Source organism: Modicisalibacter sp. (assembly GCF_055145905.1).
Window position 1 is genome coordinate 90239 of the sequence record NZ_JBSREH010000033.1, and the last position, 21545, is coordinate 111783.

The window sequence follows — 21545 nt, forward strand, 5'->3', positions numbered from 1 at the left end:
AAACATGATGACTCGATCCACCAAGACCAGCCACCACGCGCTCGCCGAGAACAGCGTTCCCCTCTTCTGGCCGTTCACTGCCGCGGCGACGCTGGCCGAGGAGGAGTGGCGACTGTTCAATGACAACCTCAAGTTCCTCGCCGAGACCGCGGCGATCGATCACGGCCCGCCGCCGGAGTTCGTCACGCCGAATCGCCCGCGCCTGGTGTTGCACACCCTGACGCTGCGCGACTTCTCGCCCGACGAGGCCGACGCGGACGAGACGCCCACCCTGGTCATCGCTCCCTACGCCGGCCACCACGCCACCATCGCCGACTACCAACCTGGCCAGAGCCTGGTCGAGACGCTGCTGGACAGCGGCCTGTCGCGAGTGCTGGTGACCGACTGGCACAGCGCCACGCCGGCAATGAAGGACTACGACATCGACATCTACCTGGCCGAACTCAACGTCTGCATCGACGAGCTGGGCGGCCGGGTCAATCTGGTCGGGCTGTGCCAGGGTGGCTGGATGGCGGCGATGTACGCCGCCCGCTACCCGTCCCGCGTCGCTACCCTGGTGCTGGCCGGTTCGCCGATCGACACCGCCGCCGGCGACGGCCCCATCAAGCGCATGGTCGAACAGCTGCCGCTCGCCTTCTACGAGCATCTGGTGGCGCTCGGCGACGGGCTGATGCGCGGCGAGTTCATGCTCCAGGGCTGGAAGAACATGCACCCGGACAGGCAGTACATCGACAAGTACCTGGAGCTCTACGAGCACATCGAGGACCCCGTCTACCTGGCCAAGCAGGAGGCCTTCTCGCGCTGGTATGAAAATCCGCTCGATCTGCCCGGGCGCTGGTACCTGCAGGCGATCACCGAGCTGTTCAAGGAAAACCGCCTGGCCCGCGGCCGCTTCGTCGGGCTGGGCCGACGCCTGGCGCTCGCCGACGTCACCTGCCCCGCCTACCTGCTGGCCGGCGAGGAAGACGACATCACCACCCGCGAGCAGGTGTTCGCCGCCGAGACCCTGCTCGGCAGCGCCCCCGGCGCGGTGACCCGGGCACTCGCCCCGGGCGGCCACATCGGCCTGTTCATGGGTCACCGCACGCTCAGCGAGTACTGGCCGCCGATCGCCCGCTGGATCGCCGCCGGCGGCACCTCATGAGCCGTCGCCTGACGGCGCTCGCCCTGCAGGGCGGCGGCGCGCTGGGTGCCTATGAGTTCGGCGTCCTCAAGGCGCTCCACGAACGTCAGGACTTCCGGCTGGACGCCGTCTCGGGCGTGTCGATCGGCGCCATTACCGCAGCGGTGCTGGTGGGCGCCCGTGGCGAGCCGATCACCACGCTGCAGGCAATGTGGGACCAGCTGTCGTTGACCCCGGCGCCGCTGGTGCCCGACACGCTCCAGGCCAACCAGGGCCTGTTCGGCAACCCGGCCATGTATCGGCTCGATCCTGCCTGGCTGACCGCGCCCTGGCTCGCCACCCACGTCTATGACACCACACCACTACGCGAGTCGTTGGCACGCTGGATCGACCTGGAGCGCCTGAACGCCAGTCGTATCCGGGTGACCGTCACCGCGGTGGACGTGGAAAGCGGCGAGCTCGTCGAGTTCGACAACCGCCACGGCCTGATGCTGGAACATATCCTGGCCAGCGCCAGCCTGCCGCCCGGCTTCCCGGCGACACGGCTCCACGGCCATGGCTACTGGGACGGTGGCCTGGTTTCCAATACCCCGCTGCGCTCGGCGATCGATGCCCTCGAATCACTGGCGCCCGGCGATGCCGAGGTACAGCGCGAGCTGATCGTCATCGATGCCTTCCGCCAACGAGCCCCGGCGCCCGAACAGTTCCTCGACGTCGTGGAGCGCGCGTTCGAGATCAACTTCGCCAGCAAGCTCAAGCTGGACCTGAAGCTGCTGCGCCGGATCAACGACCTGATCGAGCTCGTCGAGGAGATGGAAGCCGCCCTGCCCGCGGACAGCCCGCTACGCCGGCGCTCCGCCTATCGCCGCCTGCTCGCCTACCGTCATATCGACCGGCTGTGGGTGATCGGCAATCATGATGCCAATGACGGCGGCGGGCCGGCCGACTTCTCTCCCGGAGCGATCCAGCGGCGCATCGCCAATGGCTATCGCGACGGCCGCCAGGCCCGAAGGCCCACGGCGTCGTCCCGCCGGCCCCGCCGAGCTGAATAGCCGCGACGGTCAGTCGGTTCTCGCTGCTCGTCCACAGCCGGCGTTCATGCACAGGAGCTGTGGAAAACTCTGTGAAAACCCCGCGGACGCCTTGCGCCACCCCATGGCGTTCGCTGCCCTGCCACGATCGGGTAAAATTTGATCAATATCCTGACGCCGCCGGAGCTTCATCATTGTCTACCCCGTCCAATTCGGCCCTGCCGCCCCTGACCGGTCTCGACACGCCCGCCCTCGACTGGCGCCGCGACGAGACCGACCGGCTCTCGCCACACTCGACCGCCTTCGACGACGTCTACTTCTCGCGCCACGACGGCCGCGCCGAGACCGAGCATGTGTTCATCCGTGCCAATCGCCTGCCCGAACGATTCGCCGCCTGGCACGAGACGCGCCCCTTCGTGATCGGCGAGACCGGCTTCGGCACCGGGCTCAACGTGCTCTGTGCCTGGGCCTGCTTCACCGAGCATGCCCCGCCCGACGCACGACTGCATATCGTCTCCACCGAGCGCTTTCCGCTGGCCCGCGACGACCTGGCCCGGGCACTGGCCGCCTGGCCCGGCCTCGCACCGCTGGCCGCCCGGCTGATCGCCCAGTGGCCCGAGCCGGTGCCCGGCGTGCACCGGCTGTGGCTGGACGCGCGCGTCGTGCTCGACCTGCACTTCGGCGACAGCACCGCGGCGCTTGCCCAGCTCGACGGGCGGGTGGACGCCTGGTTTCTGGATGGCTTCGCGCCCAGCAAGAACCCCGAAATGTGGCACCCGGCGCTGTTTACCGCCATGGCCGCGGCCAGCCGCCCGGGGGCGAGCGTGGCCACCTTCACCTGCGCGGGGGTGGTCAAGCGCGGCCTCGAGGCCGCGGGCTTCGTCTGGCGCAAGGTGCCCGGGTTCGGCCGCAAGCGCGAGATGCTCGTCGCCGAACTGGCCGACCCGCCGAGGGATTGCGCCCGCCGGGCCACGCCCTGGTTCCAGCCCCCCGCCCCCCGGAAGGCCGAGCACGTGGCGGTGATCGGCGCCGGGCTGGCGGGTGCCGGTGTCGCTCATGCCCTGGCCCGGCGCGGCGTGGCGGTGACATTGATCGACCGCGAGGGGCCGGCCGCCGGCGCCTCCGGCAATCGCCAGGGCGCGCTCTACGTCAAGCTCGCCGCCGAGACCAATCGGCAGAGCCGCTTCTATCTCGCCGGGCTGCTGCACACCCGGCGCTGGCTCGCCGCCCTCGATCCCGACCGCACCCTGTGGCAGGACTGCGGCGTGCTGCAGCGCGCCACCGGCGAGCGCGAGACACGGCGTCAGCGGCGCTTTCTCGACAATCATCCGCTGCCCGGGGCGGTGGTCACGGGGCTCGATGCCGAAGCCGCCAGCCGGGCCATCGGCTGGCCGCTGGAGACGGGCGGGCTGGACTATCCACAGGCGGGCTGGGTGGACCCGGCGGCGCTGTGCCGGCGGCTGGCCGACACGCCGGGCATCGCCTTCCGTCACGGCGAGGTGGCGACGCTGAACGCCGCGGATGACGGCTGGTCGCTGGGGTTCGCCGACGGCACCACTCTCGCGGCCGATCAGGTGGTGATCGCCACCGCCGCCGAGGGCACACGCCTGGCCCAGACCGCCGACCTGCCGTTGCAGGCGATTCGCGGCCAGGTCACCCACCTGACGCTGCCCGCGTCGGCACCGCGACCGCGCCAGGTGGTGTGTGCCGGCGGCTACCTGCCGCCGCCCGTGGGCGACGCCCTGACCTTCGGTGCCACCTTTCACCCCAACGTGGCCGACACGGCCGTGCGCGAGGCCGACCACGCCGCCAACCTGGCCGAACTGGAGCGCACCCTGCCGGGCTATGTCGCGGCGCTGCGCGAGGCCGGGATCGATCTCGACCCGGCGCGGCTGGAAGGCCGCGCGGCGGTGCGCGCCGCCAGCCCCGACAAGACGCCCTATGCCGGGCCGGTGCCCGATGCCGCGGCCTGGCGCCGCGACTATGCCGCATTGAGCAAGGATGCCCGGCGCCGGGTGCCGGAGACGCCCGGGCGGCATCATCCGGGGCTGTGGATCAGCGCCGCCCACGGCTCGCGGGGGCTGGCCAGCACGCCGCTGTGCGCCGAGCTGATCGCCTCGCGGATCTGCGACGAGCCGCTGCCGCTGCCCCGGGTACTGGCCGATCACCTGCATCCCGGGCGGCGGCTGATCGCCGAGCTGATTCGTGGCGCGGCCCGCTGAGACGGGCCGCCGGGGCAGGCGTGATGCCTACTGCATGAACCAGCCGTGGCTGACCACGATCGACTGGCCGGTCAGTGCGCTGGAGGGGAAGGTCGCCAGGTAGAGCGCCGTCTCGGCGACGTCCTCGACGGTGGTGAACTGCTTGTCGACGGTGTCCTTGAGGAACACCTTCTCGACCACCTCGTCCTCGCTCATGCCGTGCTCGCGGGCCTGGTCGGGAATCTGCTTCTCCACCAGCGGGGTCTTCACGTAGCCCGGGCAGATGGTGTTGGCGCGGATGCCGTACTCGGCGCCCTCCTTGGCCATGGTCCGGCACAGGCCCAGCAGGCCATGCTTGGCGGTGACGTAGGGCGACTTCATCGCCGAGGCTTCATGGGAGTGCACCGAACCCATGTAGATCAGGCAGCCGCCGCCATCCTGGGTCATCATCTGGCGGAAGGCCGCACGGGTCGACAGGAAGCTGCCGTCGAGCTGGATATTGGTGACCTTCTTCCAGTTATCGTAGGACAGCTTGTGGATCGGCTCGACATGCTGCGAGCCGGCGTTGGCGATCATCACGTCGAGCCGCCCGTAGGCGTCGATGGCCTCCTTGAAGGCGGCCTCGACCTGCTGCTCGTCGGTGACATCGGCGCCCACTCCCAGCGCCGTGCCGCCCTGTTCGGTCAGCTCGCGGGCCGTGGCCCGGGCCGCCTCGCGGTCGAGATCGAGGATCACCACCCGGGCGCCCTGCTCGGCGAACAGCGTGGCGATCTGCTTGCCGATGCCGCTGGCGGCGCCGGTGATCAAGGCGACCTGATTCTGGAGTCGATTCTGCGCGGGATGCGATGACATGCTGGCTTTTCTCCTCGGTTGATCCATCGGGACGCGGCCGGCCGCGTCACTCGAACGGCACATCGGTCAGGTCCTCGAGGTGGCCGTCCAGATTGCTGCGATAGCTGCAGACGTTGGCGCCGATCTCGTCGCTGACCGGATCGCGCCGACAGGGGCAGATCGCCAGCGCGCCCTTCATGTCATGATACCCGGCGCGCCAGCGCTCCATGATAGTCGAATAGGAGAAGTCGATATCCTTCTGCGCGGTCTCCGCCTCGCGGGCCGGCGCCAATAGCCGCACGATGTTGACCGGTGACTGGCGGGCGAGCTCCAGCAGCGCGGCGACGTCATCGTCATCGCGGACGGCGTCGGGCAGATGCTTGCCCAGCTTGCGCAACGCCTCGCGCAGACGATTGATTTCCTTGAGAAAGTGCAGATTGTGTCCGGCCCGGGTGGCGTACTGGATGTCCTTCTCGCGATGCATGGCATCGCTGATGGTCTCGGGCACCGGGCCGCGCGGACTCCACAGGTCGATCACGTAGCAGTTGATCGGCATGTCACTGCCCGGCCGTTCACTCTCGAGCACGTAGTCGATCGGCGTGTTGGAACACAGGCCGCCGTCCCAGTAGGCCTCGCCGTCGATCCAGACCGGCGGGAAGGCCGGCGGCAACGCGCCGCTGGCCATCACGTGGCGTGCCGAGAGCGGCTCGTCGTGGCTGTCGAAGTAGCGCATCGCGCCGCGGCTGATGTTGACCGCACCGACGCTCAGCCGCTTGCCGTCCTGAAGGTTGCGGGTACCGAGCCGCTCGAAGTCGACCAGCGCCTCCAGGGTCCGCTCGAGCGGGGTGACGTCGTAGAAGCTCGGCGGCGTGCCCCACCAGTTGTGGGTCAGCGGGATTTCCCAGGGCGGGCGCGGGTGAAAGAACCCCGGCACACCGGTGGTCAGCGCCAGGAACTTGGCCAGTTCGGTTTCGTAGTGCTCGAGCGCCACGCTGCTGCTCGACGACGGCTGGGCGACTCGGGTCCAGAAGTCCTCCAGCCGGGCGAGCACGTCGCGACGGCGGTTGCCGGCGATCAGCGCGGCGTTGATGGCACCGATCGAGGTGCCCACCACCCAGTCGGGCTCGATGTCGGCTTCGCTGAGCGCCTGATAGACACCCGCCTGATAGGCCCCCAGGGCGCCACCGCCCTGCAGTACCAGGATGTTCATGGGTCGTGACATTTCACCCCCTGCGGCCCTTCGCGAGAGACTCTCGGATCGAGAGACACCTTCGAATCGACCCCGCGACTCGCGATGCGTTCCGTCATGGCGACGGCCTCTCCCCTTCACTCTAGGGAGTCGCGTATTGCGCCGCAACATGCCGGCCCCGTCCTTCCCGCGTGATTGACGTCAAGACCGCGGGGACACGGCTGGGGTAGAGTCGCCCCATGCACACGCCTACCGCTCGTCGTTCCTGTCCGCCTTTCCGCCCCCGGCCGCGCGCGAGCCGGGGCGTGTGGCGTCTCGTGCGGGTCGGCCTCGCGATGCTTCTTCTCGGCGGCTGTGGCGAGTCCGCACCGGGCCTGCCCGGCACCCTGGAGTGGGATCGCATCACCCTAGTGGCGGAGGTCTCGGAGCCCGTGCAGCGCTGGCGGGTCGCCGAGGGCGACCGGGTGACCGCCGGCCAGCCCCTGCTGACGCTGGACCCGCGACGCCTGGACGCCCGCCTGGCCCGGGCCGAGGGCGAACTCGACGGGGCCCGCGCCGCCCTGGCGGAAGCCCGGCAGGGGCCACGCCGCGAGACGATCGCCGCGGCCCGGGCGGATCTCGCCCGCGCCAGGGCTGCGCAGACGCTGGCCGAGGCTGACTACCGGCGCAGCCAGCGCCTGTTCCAGCGCCGGGCGCTGGCCACGGCCGAGCTGGATCAGGCCCTGGCCCTGCGTGACCAGCGCCGGGCCGAGGCCGACGCCCTCGCCGCCCGGCTCGAGGAACTGCTCCGCGGCGAGCGACCGGAACGCATCGCCGCCGCCGTCGCCGCGGTGGACGCCGCCCGGGCCCATGTCGACGACCTGCGGGTCGATCGCGACCGCCTGGTGGTCACCGCGCCCCGCGACGGCCGGGTCGACGACCTGCCCTTTCGCCCCGGCGACCAGCCGCCGGCGGGCGCCCCCCTGGTCAGCCTGCTGGTGGGCGAGGCCCCCTACGCGCGCTTCTACGTGCCCGCCGACCGGCGCGCGACGCTCGCCGTGGGCGACCCGGTCACGGTGCACGTCACGGGCATCGCGCGCCCCTTCGCCGCCCGCGTGGAGCGCCTGGCCCGCGAGCCGGCCTTCACGCCCTACTATGCCCTGGCGGGCGACGACGCCAGCCGCCTGGTCTACCTTGCCCGGGCGCGCCTGACCGATACGGCGGCAGAGCGGCTGGTGGCGGGCCTGCCGGTCCGCGTGGAGCTCGACGGTGAGCGCTGAGACGGTGATCCGCACCCGCGGCCTGAGCAAGCGCTTCGGCGCGACCCTGGCCGTCGACGATCTATCGCTGGAGGTGACGCGCGGCGAGGTCTACGGCTTCCTGGGGCCCAACGGTTCCGGCAAGTCGACCACGCTGCGCATGCTCTGCGGCCTGCTGACCCCCAGTGCCGGCGAGATCACGGTCCTCGGCCACGCCCTGCCCGGTGCGGCGGAACGGCTCAAGCGAGAGCTGGGCTACATGACCCAGCGCTTTGCGCTGTATCGCGACCTGACGGTGCTCGAGAACCTGCGCTTCCTGGCGGCGCTGCACGACCTGCCGACGGCGGGCCTCGGACGGCGTCTCGATGCCCTGATGGCACGCTACACGCTGGGCGAGCTGCGCCACCGCCTGGCCGGCACCCTGAGCGGCGGCCAGCAGCAGCGCCTGGCGCTGGCCGCCACGGTCATGCACGCCCCGGCGCTGCTGCTGCTCGACGAGCCCACCAGCGCCGTCGACCCGCAGTCGCGGCGCGACTTCTGGGAGGCGCTGTTCGAGCTGGCCGACGCCGGCACCACGCTGCTGGTCTCGACCCATTACATGGACGAGGCGGAACGCTGCACGCGGCTGGCGATTCTCGATCACGGCCGCCTGGTCGCCGACGGCAGCCCCCGGGCGCTGATGGAGGCCCTGCCGGAAAGCCCGCTGCGCGTGGTCACCGACCGGCCGCGCCAGGCCCAGCAACGGCTGCTGGCACTGCCCGAGGTGATCGCGGTGGCGCAGATCGGCACCGCCCTGCGCGTGCTGGTGGTGCCCGGCACCGCCCCCGAGACCCTGACCCGGGCGCTGAAGCAGGCCGGCCTGAGCGCGAGCGCCCGGGCCGACACGCCGAGCCTCGAGGACGTGTTCGTCGCCGCCACCCGCCGCGCACCGGCCACTGGGGCGGCGCCGTGAGCCTGCGCCGCCTTCTCGCAGTGATCGTCAAGGAGCTGCGCCAGCTGCGCCGCGACCGGCTGACCTTCGCGATGATCGTGGGGATTCCGGTGATGCAGCTGATTCTGTTCGGCTACGCCATCAACCTCGATGTGCGCGGGCTGGATGCGGCGGTCGTCGATCAGGCCGGCACGGCCCACTCCCGCGAAATCATCGACGCGATCGGCGCCAGCCAGGTGCTCGACCTGCGCTACCGGGTCGCCACGCCCCGGGCCGCCGAGGCGCTGCTGCGCGCGGGGCGCATCAGCGCCGCCCTGGTGGTGCCCGCCGATCTCGAGGTGCGCCTGGCCCGCGGCGACCGGCCGGCGCTGCAGCTGGTGGTGGACGGGGCCGACCAGGTGGTGCAGGCCGCCGCCCGCCAGCTGGCCCGTTTCCCGGTGGCCGGCGACGCCGGCTGGACGCGGCGGGTCGATCCCGTGGAAGTGGTCAACTACTACAATCCGGAACGGCGGGCGCCGATCAACACCGTGCCGGGGCTGATCGGCGTCATCCTGACCATGACGCTGGTGATGTTCACCGCCATCGCCCTGGTCCGCGAGCGCGAGAACGGCAACCTGGAACTGCTGATCGCCACGCCCCTGTCACGCTGGGAACTGACCCTGGGCAAGGTCGTGCCCTTCATCGCCATCGGCCTGGTGCAGGTCACCCTGGTGCTGCTCCTCGGCGATGTGCTGTTCGCGGTGCCGATCCGCGGCTCGACGGCGGCGCTCTACGCGGCGGCGCTGGTATTCATCGTCGCCAACCTGGCGCTGGGCATCTTCCTGTCGACGCTGGCGCGCAGCCAGTTCCAGGCCATGCAGCTGGCGGTGTTCACCTTCCTGCCGCAGATCCTGCTCTCGGGCTTCATGTTCCCCTTCGCCGGCATGCCCCGGGCGGCCCGCTGGTTTGCCGAACTGCTGCCGCTGACCCACTTCCTGCGGCTGATTCGCGGCATCATGCTGCGCGGCGCCGGCCTCGCCGAACTGTGGCCGTCGCTGGCGGCGCTCGGCGTGTTCACCCTGCTGATGCTGGGGCTGACCGTGTCACGGCTGCGCAAGCGGCTGGATTGAACGGCAGCCGGCAAGGAGCGAGAGTCAGGCTGCCGGTGGAAGCGACGTCAGTCGCGATATAGCCCGCAGCCCGAGTCTAGGGTTCGTACGAAAAGTCGGCGAGCGAAGGCAAGACAAGGCAAAAATCGGCGAAAAAGCGGAGTTTACGGGGTGTAAATGAGTATTTTGAGCCGATTTTTAACGCCGTATTGCCGAGCGCAGGCAGTTTTCGTACAAAGCCTATTCCTCCTCGTCGTCGGCCAGGTCGCGGCCGAAGCGGCGCCACTGGGCCAGTGTCATCACCTCGGTGGTCTCGGTGCGCAGGTCGTGGGCGATGACCAGCTCGCCGCGCTCCAGCTGGCGCCGGAGCTCGACCACCCAGCCGCGCATGCCCTCGCCGGTGTCGGTGGTGTCGTAGCCCTGCCGGGTGACGAACGCCTCGAGCAGGGCGTCCAGCGTCTCGCCCGGCAGCAGGCGATGGGGCACTTCGACGAAACGTCCGCTCATGGCTCCTCCCCGTTTTCCCAGGCGGCGAGGCGCGTCAGAAAGGTCGCCTCGTCGAGCACCTCGACGCCCAGTTCCTCGGCCTTCCTGAGCTTGCTGCCGGCGGCCTCGCCGGCCACCAGCGCCGCGGTCTTCTTCGACACGCTGCCGGCGACCTTCGCGCCCAGCGCCTGCAGGCGCGCCTTGCCCTCGTCGCGGGTCATGCTCTCCAGGGTGCCGGTAAGCACCCAGGTCTGCCCGGCCAGCGGCGTGGGCCGGGCCTCGACCTCGGCCTCCTCCCAGTGCACGCCGGCGTCGATCAGCGCCTGGATCGTCTCGCGGTTGTGGGGCTGGCGGAAGAAGGTGTGCACATGGGCGGCGACGATGGGGCCGACGTCCTCCACCGCCTCGAGCGCCGCGCGGTCCGCCGCCATCAGCGCCTCGAGGGTGCCGAAGTGGCGGGCCAGGCCGGCGGCGGTGGCCTCGCCCACCTCGCGGATGCCCAGCGCGAAGATGAAGCGCGGCAGCGTCGTCGCCTTGGCCTTCTCCAGGGCGGCGACCAGGTTCTCCGAGGATTTTCGGCCCATGCGCGGCAGTTCGGCCAGCGCCTCGGCCTCGAGGGCGAACAGGCCCGCCGGGGTCTCGACCCAGTCGCGCTCGACCAACTGATCGATCAGCTTCTCGCCCAGCCCTTCGATATCCAGCGCCCGGCGCGAGGCGAAATGCTTGAGCGCCTCCTTGCGCTGGGCGGCGCAGTAGAGACCACCCGAGCAGCGCGCCACCGCCTCGCCTTCGAACCGCTCGATCTGCGAGTCGCAGACCGGGCAGCGTTCGGGGAAGACGATCTCGCGGGCATCGGCGGGGCGCTCGCTCTCGATTACCCGCACCACCTGCGGGATCACGTCCCCGGCGCGACGGATGGCCACGGTGTCGCCGATCATCACCCCCAGGCGCGCGATCTCGTCGGCATTGTGCAACGTGGCGTTGGACACCGTGACCCCGGCCACGCTGACCGGCTCGAGGCGTGCCACCGGCGTGATGGCGCCGGTACGACCGACCTGGAACTCGACATCGTTGAGCCGCGTGGTCTGCTCCTGGGCGGGGAACTTGAAGGCGATCGCCCAGCGCGGCGCCCGGGCGACGAAACCCAGCTCGCGCTGCAGGCGCAGGTCGTCGACCTTGATCACCGCGCCGTCGATATCGTAGCCGAGCCCGTCACGCGTCTCGCCGAGCCGTCGGCAGTAGTCGATGACGCCCTCGGCGCCGTGGACCACCTTGAGCTGATCGTTGACCCGGAAGCCCCAGTCACGCAGCTGCGCCATCTGTTCGCTGTGGGCGGGAATGTCGATATCGGCGAGGCGCTCCGTCGGCTGCACGAGCTGGTAGGCGGTGAACTCCAGCGGCCGGGTGGCGGTGATCCGGGGGTCGAGCTGGCGCAGGCTGCCGGCAGCGGCGTTGCGCGGATTGGCGAACACCTTGTCGCCCGATTCCCGCGCCCGGTCGTTCATCGCCTCGAAGGCGGCGTGACGCATGGTGACTTCCCCACGCACCTCCAGCCGCTCGGGCCAGCCCTGGCCGCGCAGCTTCAGCGGTACCGAGCGGAGCGTGCGCAGGTTGGAGGTGATGCCCTCGCCGGTGCGGCCGTCACCCCGGGTGACGCCGGTGGTCAGTTCGCCATGCTCGTAGACCAGCGACACCGCCGCGCCGTCGAGCTTGGGCTCGCAGCAGAACGCCAGCACCTCGGGATCGGTTTCCAGGCGGTCGGCGGCCCGCTTGACGAAGGCCGCCAGCTCCTCCTCGTCGAAGGCGTTGTCCAGCGACAGCATGGGCACCGCGTGGCGCACCTCGGGGAAACCCTCGGCGGGCCTGGCCCCGACCCGCTGGGTGGGCGAATCGGGCGTCACCAGCTCGGGGTGATCGGCCTCGATCGCCTGCAGGCGGCGCAGCCGGCGATCGTAGTCGGCATCGGTCAGCTCCGGCGCGTCGAGCACGTAGTAACGGTAGTTGGCATCGTCGAGTTCAGCGCGCAGACGGTTCACTTCGTCGCGCAGTGACGGGTCGGGCTGGGTCATGCGTGGTGATTCCCGGTCGATGGCGAAAGAACAGGGCCAAGGGGCCGCTGGCACGCCATTCTAGCAATCCGGCAACGAAAAACCCCGTGATCGCTCACGGGGTCGGGTTGCGGTGGCGCACGGCGTCAGGTGGCCTGGGAACGGTGCAACCGGTGGCGACGCTCGAACTCCTGCACCTGCTGGCGGGCGAACTCCACGGTCTGCGCGGTCATCACGCTGTGGTTCTCGTCCTTGAGCTCACCGCCGAGGTTGCGCACCACCACCATCGCCGTCTCGACCATCGCCTCGAAGGCGGCGGCGGAGTCCCGGGCCCCGGGCAGCGGCATCAGGAAGGTGATGCCGGGCGTGGCGTAGTCGTCCATCGTCTCGAGCGCGAAGGTGCCGGGCTTGACCACGTCGACCATGGCGAACTGCAGCGCGCTGTCGGCATCTTCCGTCTCGTTGCGCAGGAAGATGCCCATGTCGCTGTAACGCAGCCCGCAGGCCAGCATCAGCCGCAGCAGGTCGGTACCCGCGAAGCCCTCGTCGTCGCGGGCCATCACGCTGATGACGATGACATCCTCGGCACGGCCCAGGGCCTCCCGGGCCCGCTGGGCGCTCACCGGATGACGGCGCGCCTTCTCGACCACCGGGTGCGGCGTGACCACGTCATCGCGCAACGGGGCATCCTCGGCGGCTTCGCTGGCGGCCACCGGCGTCTCGGGCTCGGACGGCGCGACCTCGGGCTCGGGGGCCGATTCGCTTTCTGGCATCGCCTCGGGCATCTCGAAGGCCGGCTCCGCAGCCGCGGCGGACTCATGAACCTCCTCGTCCCGCTCGCGGCGCTGGAACACACGCTTCATGGAGCGTGTCAGGCCGCCGGCCACGTCGCGGCCGGCCCGGGGCGAGGCCTCCCCGTCTGCCGGCTCGCCAGCCCGCTTCGGCGCGTCCTCGCGATGCGGGGCGTCATCCCGTTCGGCATGCAGCGGCATGGTCACCGAAGGCGCGTCGCCCGCCTCCACGTCGGCCGCCTCGTCGCGCCGGGCACGCGGCGCCTGTTCCGGTCGTTCGGCGCCGGGCTTGCGAGCGTCGGCGGTCTCGCGCTTCATGCGCGCGAACACCCGCGACGGCCCGGGGTGCTCCTGACGTTCGAGATCGGGCTTGGGCTCGACGGTCGTCTTCGATGCCGGACTGACGACCCGCGCCCCTCCATTGGGCAGCTCCCAGTTGACTTCGGCCCGGCGTGCAGCCTCTTCGGGATCCACGCTCTCCCGTTCGTCGTCCTCGACTTCGTCGAGCCGGGGCACCTTGCGCTGGCGCTGTAGGCGGCGCACGCCATCGACGACGATGATCGCCACCAGAACCAGCCCCAGGATGATCAACCACTCTCTTAGTTCCATGGGTCGTCTTGCCTGTTTGATAAGGCGCAATGCCTAGGTATTCACCTCGTCACTAGCATAGCGCGATTGACAAAAAAAAGGCCACTTGCGCGGGAAAGTCAAGCCTTTCCCCGGAGCCCTCTCAATCGCCCTTCTTTTCCCTGCCGGCGAAACACGATTGTCGAACGCCGGGCGCCGGATCATCGGATTCACGCCTCGGCCAACTCGGCGGCTTCCTCGACACCGACGGCCACCAGGCGCGACACCCCCGGCTCCTGCATGGTGACCCCCATCAGCCGATCGGCGGCCTCCATGGCGATCTTGTTGTGCGTTATATAGATGAACTGCACGCTCTCGGCCATGTCCCTGACCAGTTTGGCATAGCGGCCGACATTGGCATCATCCAGTGGCGCATCGACCTCGTCGAGCATGCAGAACGGCGCCGGGTTCAGCTGGAAGATCGCGAACACCAGCGACAGAGCCGTCAGCGCCTTTTCCCCACCGGAAAGCAGATGAATGGTGCTGTTTTTCTTGCCCGGCGGACGCGCCATGATCGCCACGCCCGTCTCCAGCAAATCCTCGCCGGTCAGCGTCAGCCACGCCGTTCCGCCGCCGAAAACCCGTGGAAAAAGCTCGCCGAAACCGGCGTTGACCCGCTCGAAAGTTTCCTTGAAACGGGTGCGGGTTTCCTGGTCGATCTTGCGGATCGCCCGCTCCAGGGTGTCCAGTGCCTCGCTGAGCTCGGCATGCTGCGCCTCGAGATAGTCGCGTCGTTCGGCCTGCTGGTCGTACTCCTCGATGGCGGCGAGGTTGATGGCACCCAGCCGGCGAATCCGCTCGCCCACCGTCTCGAGCCGGCCCTGCCAGGCCGATTCGGTGGCGTCGGGATCGAGCTCGGCCTCGAGATCGGCCGCCCGATGCCCCAGTTCGCCGAGCGCCTCGTCCTGGGCGTCGGCCTTGAGCTTGAGCGCCTGCACCTGCATGCGCCCCTCTTCCAGCCGCTGGCGGATGCCCTCCAGGTTGCGCTCGTGCTGCTGGCGCGCCAGCTCGGTCTCGCGCAGCGTCTCGCCGAGCCGCGCCGCCTCGTCGCGACAGGCGTTGAGCGCGCGCTCCTCGCGGGTGCGGCGGTCGAGGAGTTCCTCGAGCTGCTCACGATCCTCGTCCTGCGGCTCGCGCAGCGTCTCGCGGCTGGCCTCCAGCTCGGCGCACTTGTCCTCGAGCCGGGTGCGGGTCTCGTCGCCCCGCCCGCGCTGCTCGAGCAGCCCGGCGCGTTCGGTACGCAGCCGCTGATCCTCGAGCGCCAGTTGCTGTGAGCGCTCCTGCAGGGGCCGCAGCCGGGCGCGGCGCCCGGCCAGCGCCTCCTGGGCCTCGCGGCGACGCCGGTCGAGCGCCTCGCGCCGCTCGCTGCCGGCCTCGAGGGTTTCCATGGCCGCCTGCCAGCGCTCCCGGGCGCTCTCCAGCTCGAGCGCCTGCGTCTCGCGCTGCTCCTGAAGACCCGCGATCTCCTCGGCGAGTTCCCCATGCCGCCCCTCGATGTGGGACAGCTTGGCTCCCAGATTCGCCTCGGCCAGCGCCGCCTGCTGACGCTGCTCGGTCAGGTCGCGCTCGCCGACGCGCACCTGTTCCAGGGCCCGCTCGAGCTCGGCATCCCGGGCCTGCAGCGCCTCGACCCGCTGCGCGCAGGTCTCGAGCCGTGCGGCGGCCGCCTCGAGCTCTTCGCCCGCCGCCTCGCGCCGCTGCCGCTGGGCGATCACCCCGGTCTCGCCGTCCTCGAGGCCGAGACGCCGCGCCCAGCCATCGCCCAGCCACAGGCCGTCGGCGGTGATCACGCTCTCGTCGGGCGCCAGCGCGGGCAGGCGGGCCCAGGCGGTCTCGAGGTCGTCGGCACAGTACACCCGCGCCAGCAGCGCACCGGCCGCTCCGGCACCTCCGGTCTTCTCGGCCAGGGTGCCCGGCGGCGCGCTCCCGGCGTCGGCGGCCACCAGGCTGAGTTCGCCACTCTCCAGCCCCCGGGCCAGCGCCTGACGGGGCAGCTCGGGCAGCAGCCGGGCATGCAGCCAGGCCCCCAGCACCCAGGCGACCAGCCGTTCCCAGCCCGGCGCCACCTGCAGGCGTTCGGCCAGGCGCGGTGCCTGATCGAGCCCCGCATCGGCCAGCCAGTCGTTCAGCGCGGCGTCCTGATCGTCGAGGCCGGCGGCGAGCAGGGCGTCCAGCGAGGCGATCTCGCCCTGCAGGCGACTGCGGCTCTCGCGCTGGGTCTCGCGCTCGGTCTCGGCCGCGCGCAGTGCCTCACGGCCCTCGTCACGCTCGGCCTGCAGGGCATCGCGTCGGGTTTCCAGCGTCTCGAGCTCGAGGTCGATGTCGGCGAGTTGCTCGGCGAGTTCCTCGCGGCGTTCGCGCAGTGCGGCGTCGTCGGGCAGCTCGGCCAGCTGCTGGCGCCGCCGCTCGATCTCCCGGCCCCGGGCCTCGAGCGACTGCTCGTGATGGCGCACGCTGTCCTGGGCGCGTTCGGCCTCGTGGGTGGCCTGGCTGTCGCGCTCCTGGAAGTCCTGCCATTCCGCCTGGGCGGCCTCGTGGGCGGCCTCGGCTTCCTCCAGGGCGGCCTCCAGCTCGGCCAGCGACTCGGCCACGCTCTCCTGCTCGGGCCCCAGGGTCTCCAGCCGCGCGTCGAGCTGGGTCAGCCGCTCGCCGTCGGACTCGCCGAGGCGGTCCAGCTCGGCCAGCTCGCGACGCGCCGATTCGATCTCGCGGGCCAGCTGCTGCTCCTGATGGCGGGCGTGCTCGAGGCGCTGCTCGAGCCGCGCGATGGCCGCCCCGGTCTCGTAGAAACGCGCCTGATGGCCCTCGAGCTGCTCGGCCAGGCGGTCGTGCTCGAGGCGCGCCTCCTCCAGACGGGTCTCGCACTCGCGCTGGCCGAGGATCTCGCGCTCGACCTGGGTCTCGAGCTCACGGACACGGGTTTCCTGCTCGGTCTGCTGGGCGCGCAGGGCGCGGCCGCGCAGCAGTGCCAGTTCGCCCTTGAGGCGATGCTCCTCCTGCTTGAGGGTCTGGTAACGGCGCGCCGCCTCGGCCTGACGCTTGAGTCGCTCGAGCTGCTTGTCGAGCTCCTCGCGGATATCGTCGAGGCGCTCGAGGTTCTCCTGGGTGCGGCGCATGCGGTTCTCGGTCTCGCGGCGGCGCTCCTTGTACTTGGAGATGCCCGCGGCCTCCTCGAGCGTCGAGCGAAGTTCCTCGGGACGTGCCTCGATCAGCCGCGAGATCATGCCCTGGCCGATGATCGCGTAGGAACGCGGCCCCAGGCCGGTGCCCAGGAACAGGTCGGCGATATCGCGACGACGGCATTTCTGGCCGTTGAAGAAGTAGGTGGACTGGCTGTCGCGATTGACCTGGCGCTTGACGGCAATCTCGGCGTACTGGGCGTAGGGCCCGCCCATGCTGCCGTCGCGGTTGTCGAAGAGCAGCTCGATGGAGGCCTGACCGACGGGCTTGCGCCCGGTGGAGCCGTTGAAGATGACGTCGGTCATCGACTCGCCGCGCAGGGTCTTGGCCGAGGATTCGCCCATCACCCAGCGCACCGCATCGATGACGTTGGACTTGCCGCAGCCGTTGGGGCCGACGATCGCCGTCATGTTGCCGTCGAAAGGCACGGTCACGGGGTCGACGAACGACTTGAAGCCGGCCAGCTTGATCGATTTGAGACGCATGCGCTGCGGGAGGCCCTCGTTGCCAACGATCGAAGTGGCCAGAGTCTACCCAACCCGCCGGCACGGCCCAAGCGCTGATCGTTCGCGAGCGCTCACTCGACGACGCGGTCGATGCGCAGGGCCTGCTCGGGGGTATCGTCCGCCAGTGTCACCGGCCCCAGCCGGCCGACCAGGTCGCCGGGACGGGGGGCGGCCTGGCCCTGCTTCGAGACCCTGACCACCAGGCGCACCCGCTCGACAGCGGAGAGGCGTGCGCGGGGCGTCATGGCGTCCGCATCGTCGAGGGTGACGGTGTGCGGCAGATCCGCCACCCGCAGCCGCTCGACGGCCAGCGGCGGCAGCTTGCCGTCGATGTCGCGCGCGACCACGAACACGCTGTCGTCGGGCCCGACCCGCTCGCGCAGACTGTCAGCCAGGCTGACGCGCACCCGCAGGCTCGCGGCGCTGCCCTCGCGGGCCTTGCCCGGCTCGCCCTGGCGCTGCCGGGCGATGGCGATGCCGCGCTTGAGCGCCGCCACCGCGGCGTCATCGTCGTAGCCGGCGATGGCCCGGCGCCAGTAGTCGATGGCCCGGTCGTAGTGCTGGCCATCGAAGGCCGCCACGCCCAGCAGACCCAGCACGATCGGCTGGCGCGGGTCCCGGGACAGCGTCTCGTCGATCAGCGACTGGACCTCGTCGGTCAGGGTGCGCCCGGCGGCGAAGAACTCGAGCTGGGCCAGCCGGGCGAGCAGCGCGGGACGCCGTCCCGTCAGCGCGATGGCCCGGCGCAGGCTGTCGATCGCCTTGTCGAGCCGCCCGGCATCGCGGTACAGCGGCGCCAGCGTCAGCCACACCTTGGGGTTGTCGGGCTGGCGCTCGGCCTGGGCTTCCAGCCGGGCGACGAGCTCGGCGGGCGTGGCGCCGGGTGTATTGCGCACCGACTGGATGGCCGTGTACAGCGCCAGGTCGCCCACGGCCCCCTGCTGGCGGTACAGGCCCAGGCTGCCGGCCACCAGCGCCACGGCCAGGACGGGCACCAGCCAGCGGCCGCTGAGCGGCGAACGCCAGCGCGGCGGCGCGCGCTCGCCGGTATCGTCCAGCAGGCCGCGCTCGAGCGCCAGGCGTTCCTCGGCGTAGCGCTCGGCATCCAGCGCGTCGCGCTGTCGGGCCGCATCGAGCCGCGCCAGGCGCCGGCGATAGGCTGCCACGTTCTCGGCCGTATGGACGGGCTCGTCGACAGGCGCCCGCTCGAGGCGGGCACGCCACAGCGGCCGGCACACCAGCCACACCGCCGGCATCAGCATCAGGCTCAGCAGCAGCCACAGCACGATCATGGGCGTTCCTCGCGGTCGAGCAGCGAATTCAGCCGCCGGCGCTCCGCGGCATCGAGCGTCCGGGGCGTCGTCCGGCGCCTCACCCGCCAGGCCAGGATCGCGCCGCCCAGCCCCAGCAGCACGAAGGGCCCGCCCCACAGCAGCCAGGTGCGCGGCGACAGACGCGGGCGGTAGAGCACGTATTCGCCGAAGCGCTGCACCAGGAAGTCCTGGATCTCGCGGTCGCTGCGCCCGGCCTCGAGCATCGCGGCGACGCGTTCACGCATGTCCGCGGCGATCGGCGAGGCGGAGGCGGCGATGGTCTCGTTCTGGCACTTGGGGCAGCGCAGCTGGTGGGTCAGCGTCGTGTAGCGCCGGGCGAGCTGCGGATCGTCGAAGTCGCGCACCTCGATGGTCGCCGAGGCCGCCGAGGCCACGCCCAGCAGCACCACCAGCCCGACCAGCCACATCGCCCGGATCAGTCGTTGCGCCATCGTTGCACCCGGGGCAGGATTTCCTGCTCGACGTCCTCGGGCCGGATATAGCCCGTGTGGTGGTAGCGAATGATGCCCTCGCGATCGACCAGGAAGCTCTCCGGCGCCCCGTAGACACCGAGATCGAAGCCCAGCGAGCCCGCCGGGTCGAACAGGTTGACGGCAAAGGGATCGCCGAAGGTGGTCAAGAAGTCCGTGGCAGCCTCCCGGGTGTCCTTGTAGTCGACCCCCACCAGGCGCACGCCCCGCTCGGCGAGCGTCAGCAGCTGCGGCATCTCCTCGCGGCAGGTCGGGCACCAGGCCCCCCAGACATTGACCAGCGTGACCTCGCCGGCGAGCAGCGAGGCATCGTGGCGAACGTCCGGGTCGGCGACGGTGGCCAGCGAGAAGCCCGGAAATTCACGGCCGATCAGTGCCGACTCGCGGTCGTCGGGATGGTGCCCCAGCCCGCGATAGAGAAAGACCGCCAGCCCCGCGAACAGCGCCAGCGGGATCAGCCGAACCAGGCGTCGTTTCATGATGCCGTCACCTCGTCGTTGCGCCGCAGCGCCTCGCGGCCGCGGCGATAGCGGCGATCCGCCACCGCCAGCACGCCCCCGGCGGCCATCAGCGCCGCACCCAGCCACAGCCAGCGCACGAACGGCTTGTACTGGATGCGCAGGGCCCAGGCGCCGTCGCCCAGGTCCTCGCCCATCGCCACGTAGAGATCCCGCAGCAGGCCCGGGCGCAGGGCGACGTCGGTCATCGGCATGCGCCGCGCCAGGTAGAGGCGCTTCTCGGGATGCAGGGTGAACCGCGACTCGCCGTCGCGACTGACGTCGAGGGTCGCGACGTCGGCGACGTAGTTGGGCCCGCGCCGCTTGCCCAGCGAGCGCAGGGCGAAGGTGTAGCCGGCGACCTCGACCCGGTCACCCACCGCCATTCGCACATTGCGCTCGACGTTGTAGTTCGAGACCACGGTCACGCCGACAATGGTCACCGCCAGCCCCAGGTGACCCAGCTGCATGCCCCAGTAGGCCGGCGCCAGCCGACGCAGCCCGGCGCCGAGCGAGCGGGCGTGGCGCAGCTTGTCGACCAGGTCGCGGGCCAGCGACAGCACCAGCCACAGGGCCAGCAGCAGCCCCAGCGACACCCCGGGATTCCAGCGGCCGTGATAGACGAGCGGCGCCAGCGCGGCGAGCACCACCGCACCCAGCGCCGCCCCGGCCAGCCGCCGCCACAGCTCGCGAGCCGGCATGCGCTTCCAGCGCGCCACCGGCCCCAGCCCCATGAACAGGCACAGCAGTGCCGTCAGCGGCACGAACAGGGCGTTGAAGTACGGCGGACCGACGCTGACCTTGCCCAGCCCCAGGGCGTCGAGAATCAGCGGGTAGAGCGTGCCCAGCAGCACCGTGACGGTCATCACCACCAGCAGGATGTTGTTGACCAGCAGCAGCGCATCGCGGGACAGCCAGCCGAAGGTGACGGCCTGGGAGACCCGCGGCGCACGCAGGGCGAACAGGGTCAGCGCGCCGCCCACGGTCAGCCCCAGCAGGATCAGGATGAAGGCGCCGCGTGTCGGGTCGTTGGCGAAGGCGTGCACCGAGGTCAGCACCCCGGAGCGCACCAGGAAGGTGCCCAGCAGCGACAGCGAGAAGGTGAAGATCGCCAGCAGCACCGTCCAGCTCTTGAAGCTGCCGCGCTTCTCGGTCACCGCCAGCGAATGCAGCAGCGCGGTACCCGCCAGCCAGGGCAGCAGCGAGGCGTTCTCCACCGGGTCCCAGAACCACCAGCCGCCCCAGCCCAGCTCGTAGTAGGCCCACCAGCTGCCCAGCGCGATGCCCACGGTGAGAAACGCCCAGGCGACGTTGGTCCAGGGGCGCGCCCAGCGGGTCCAGGCAGCATCGATGCGGCCCTCGAGCAGTGCGGCAATGGCGAAGGCGAAGACCACCGAGAAGCCCACGTAGCCCATGTAGAGCATCGGCGGGTGGATGATCAGGCCGACATCCTGGAGCAGCGGGTTGAGGTCGGCGCCCTCGCCGGGGACGTTGGGCAACAGCCGCGTGAAGGGATTGGAGGTGAGCAGCACGAACAGCAAAAAGCCGCTGCCGACCAGCCCCATCACGCCCAGCACGCGCGCCATCAGGGCCGCGGGCAGGCGCCGGGACAGCCCCGCCACGGCGCATCCCCAGCCGGCCAGCATCAGGCACCACAGCAGCATCGAGCCCTCGTGGCTACCCCATACCGCGGTGGCCTTGTAGTACCAGGGCAACTGCGAGTTGGCGTTGTTGGCGACATAGGCGACGCTGAAGTCGTCGAGCAGGAAGCTCGCCATGAGGCTGGCGAATGCCACCAGCAGGAAGGCGAACTGGCCGAGCGCCATCGGCCGGGCGTAGGCCATCCACAGCGGACGCCGGGTCGCCGCCCCGGCCAGCGGCACCCCGGCCTGGATCAGCGCCATCATCAGCGCCAGGATCAGGGCGAAATGGCCGACTTCCGGGATGAACGGGAGAAGCATGCGACGGCTCCGG

16 protein-coding genes are annotated in these 21545 nt (G+C 70.7%); 6 read left to right on the top strand and 10 right to left on the bottom strand.

All coding sequences use genetic code 11. The annotated features are described in order from the left end of the window. Positions 1 to 7 precede the first annotated feature (7 nt). The 3 genes from ACTCB7_RS10815 (at position 8) to mnmC (ending at position 4376) form a co-directional block, all read left to right on the top strand. Entirely contained in the window at positions 8 to 1144 is a 1137-nt protein-coding gene (locus ACTCB7_RS10815) for an alpha/beta fold hydrolase (protein ID WP_163649835.1), read from the top strand. Next, positions 1141 to 2175, top strand: coding sequence for a patatin-like phospholipase family protein (locus tag ACTCB7_RS10820; RefSeq protein ID WP_163649769.1), 1035 nt, complete (start codon positions 1141 to 1143; stop codon positions 2173 to 2175). Before ACTCB7_RS10815 ends, ACTCB7_RS10820 begins: the two co-directional genes overlap by 4 nt. A gap of 173 nt (positions 2176 to 2348) precedes the next feature. Beyond that, a complete protein-coding gene (gene mnmC, locus ACTCB7_RS10825) occupies positions 2349 to 4376 on the top strand; it encodes a bifunctional tRNA (5-methylaminomethyl-2-thiouridine)(34)-methyltransferase MnmC2/FAD-dependent 5-carboxymethylaminomethyl-2-thiouridine(34) oxidoreductase MnmC1 (RefSeq protein ID WP_463006687.1) in 2028 nt (675 codons plus the stop codon). 27 nt (positions 4377 to 4403) lie between these two features. Here the strand turns inward: mnmC and ACTCB7_RS10830 are convergent, their stop codons facing one another. Together ACTCB7_RS10830 and ACTCB7_RS10835 are read right to left on the bottom strand one after the other, a co-directional pair. After that, complete coding sequence (locus ACTCB7_RS10830) at positions 4404 to 5207, bottom strand: 3-hydroxybutyrate dehydrogenase (protein WP_224416534.1); 804 nt, start codon at positions 5205 to 5207, stop codon at positions 4404 to 4406. 46 nt (positions 5208 to 5253) lie between these two features. Next, positions 5254 to 6408 carry a patatin-like phospholipase family protein gene (locus tag ACTCB7_RS10835; RefSeq protein ID WP_463006688.1) on the bottom strand — a complete coding sequence of 385 codons (1155 nt, stop codon included), beginning with the start codon at positions 6406 to 6408 and terminating at the stop codon, positions 5254 to 5256. A gap of 272 nt (positions 6409 to 6680) precedes the next feature. Here ACTCB7_RS10835 and ACTCB7_RS10840 point away from each other — a divergent pair, with 272 nt between their 5' ends. From ACTCB7_RS10840 to ACTCB7_RS10850, 3 genes are read left to right on the top strand one after another with little or no spacing between them, the layout of a single operon-like run. Continuing rightward, the gene (locus tag ACTCB7_RS10840; protein ID WP_463006689.1) at positions 6681 to 7634 is read left to right on the top strand and encodes an HlyD family secretion protein; all 954 of its coding nucleotides are present in this window, start codon (positions 6681 to 6683) and stop codon (positions 7632 to 7634) included. Further along, positions 7624 to 8565 carry an ABC transporter ATP-binding protein gene (locus tag ACTCB7_RS10845; RefSeq protein WP_205596259.1) on the top strand — a complete coding sequence of 314 codons (942 nt, stop codon included), beginning with the start codon at positions 7624 to 7626 and terminating at the stop codon, positions 8563 to 8565. The genes ACTCB7_RS10840 and ACTCB7_RS10845 overlap by 11 nt, the downstream gene beginning before the upstream one ends. Continuing rightward, positions 8562 to 9653, top strand: coding sequence for an ABC transporter permease (locus ACTCB7_RS10850; protein ID WP_463006690.1), 1092 nt, complete (start codon positions 8562 to 8564; stop codon positions 9651 to 9653). The genes ACTCB7_RS10845 and ACTCB7_RS10850 overlap by 4 nt, the downstream gene beginning before the upstream one ends. Before the next feature lie 219 nt (positions 9654 to 9872). Here ACTCB7_RS10850 and ACTCB7_RS10855 read toward each other — a convergent pair whose 3' ends face one another. The 8 genes from ACTCB7_RS10855 to ACTCB7_RS10890 form a co-directional block, all read right to left on the bottom strand. Further along, positions 9873 to 10139, bottom strand: coding sequence for a YheU family protein (locus ACTCB7_RS10855; protein WP_463006691.1), 267 nt, complete (start codon positions 10137 to 10139; stop codon positions 9873 to 9875). Next, positions 10136 to 12187, bottom strand: coding sequence for an NAD-dependent DNA ligase LigA (gene ligA, locus ACTCB7_RS10860; RefSeq protein WP_463006692.1), 2052 nt, complete (start codon positions 12185 to 12187; stop codon positions 10136 to 10138). Before ligA ends, ACTCB7_RS10855 begins: the two co-directional genes overlap by 4 nt. A 125-nt stretch (positions 12188 to 12312) precedes the next feature. Then, positions 12313 to 13566 carry a cell division protein ZipA gene (locus tag ACTCB7_RS10865; protein WP_463006693.1) on the bottom strand — a complete coding sequence of 418 codons (1254 nt, stop codon included), beginning with the start codon at positions 13564 to 13566 and terminating at the stop codon, positions 12313 to 12315. A 188-nt stretch (positions 13567 to 13754) separates the two neighbouring features. Next, positions 13755 to 17249 (bottom strand): chromosome segregation protein SMC, encoded by a 3495-nt coding sequence (smc, locus tag ACTCB7_RS10870; protein ID WP_463006694.1) that lies wholly within the window; start codon positions 17247 to 17249, stop codon positions 13755 to 13757. 92 nt (positions 17250 to 17341) lie between these two features. Next, positions 17342 to 18562: a c-type cytochrome biogenesis protein CcmI gene (ccmI, locus tag ACTCB7_RS10875; protein ID WP_463006695.1), complete on the bottom strand. Its 1221-nt coding sequence runs from the start codon at positions 18560 to 18562 to the stop codon at positions 17342 to 17344. Beyond that, on the bottom strand, positions 18559 to 19035 hold the full coding sequence (locus ACTCB7_RS10880) for a cytochrome c-type biogenesis protein (protein ID WP_463006696.1): 477 nt from the start codon (positions 19033 to 19035) through the stop codon (positions 18559 to 18561). The genes ccmI and ACTCB7_RS10880 overlap by 4 nt, the downstream gene beginning before the upstream one ends. Then, a complete protein-coding gene (locus ACTCB7_RS10885; RefSeq protein WP_463006697.1) occupies positions 19020 to 19553 on the bottom strand; it encodes a DsbE family thiol:disulfide interchange protein in 534 nt (177 codons plus the stop codon). Before ACTCB7_RS10885 ends, ACTCB7_RS10880 begins: the two co-directional genes overlap by 16 nt. Next, positions 19550 to 21532 carry a heme lyase CcmF/NrfE family subunit gene (locus ACTCB7_RS10890; RefSeq protein ID WP_463006698.1) on the bottom strand — a complete coding sequence of 661 codons (1983 nt, stop codon included), beginning with the start codon at positions 21530 to 21532 and terminating at the stop codon, positions 19550 to 19552. The genes ACTCB7_RS10885 and ACTCB7_RS10890 overlap by 4 nt, the downstream gene beginning before the upstream one ends. Positions 21533 to 21545: the final 13 nt, after the last annotated feature.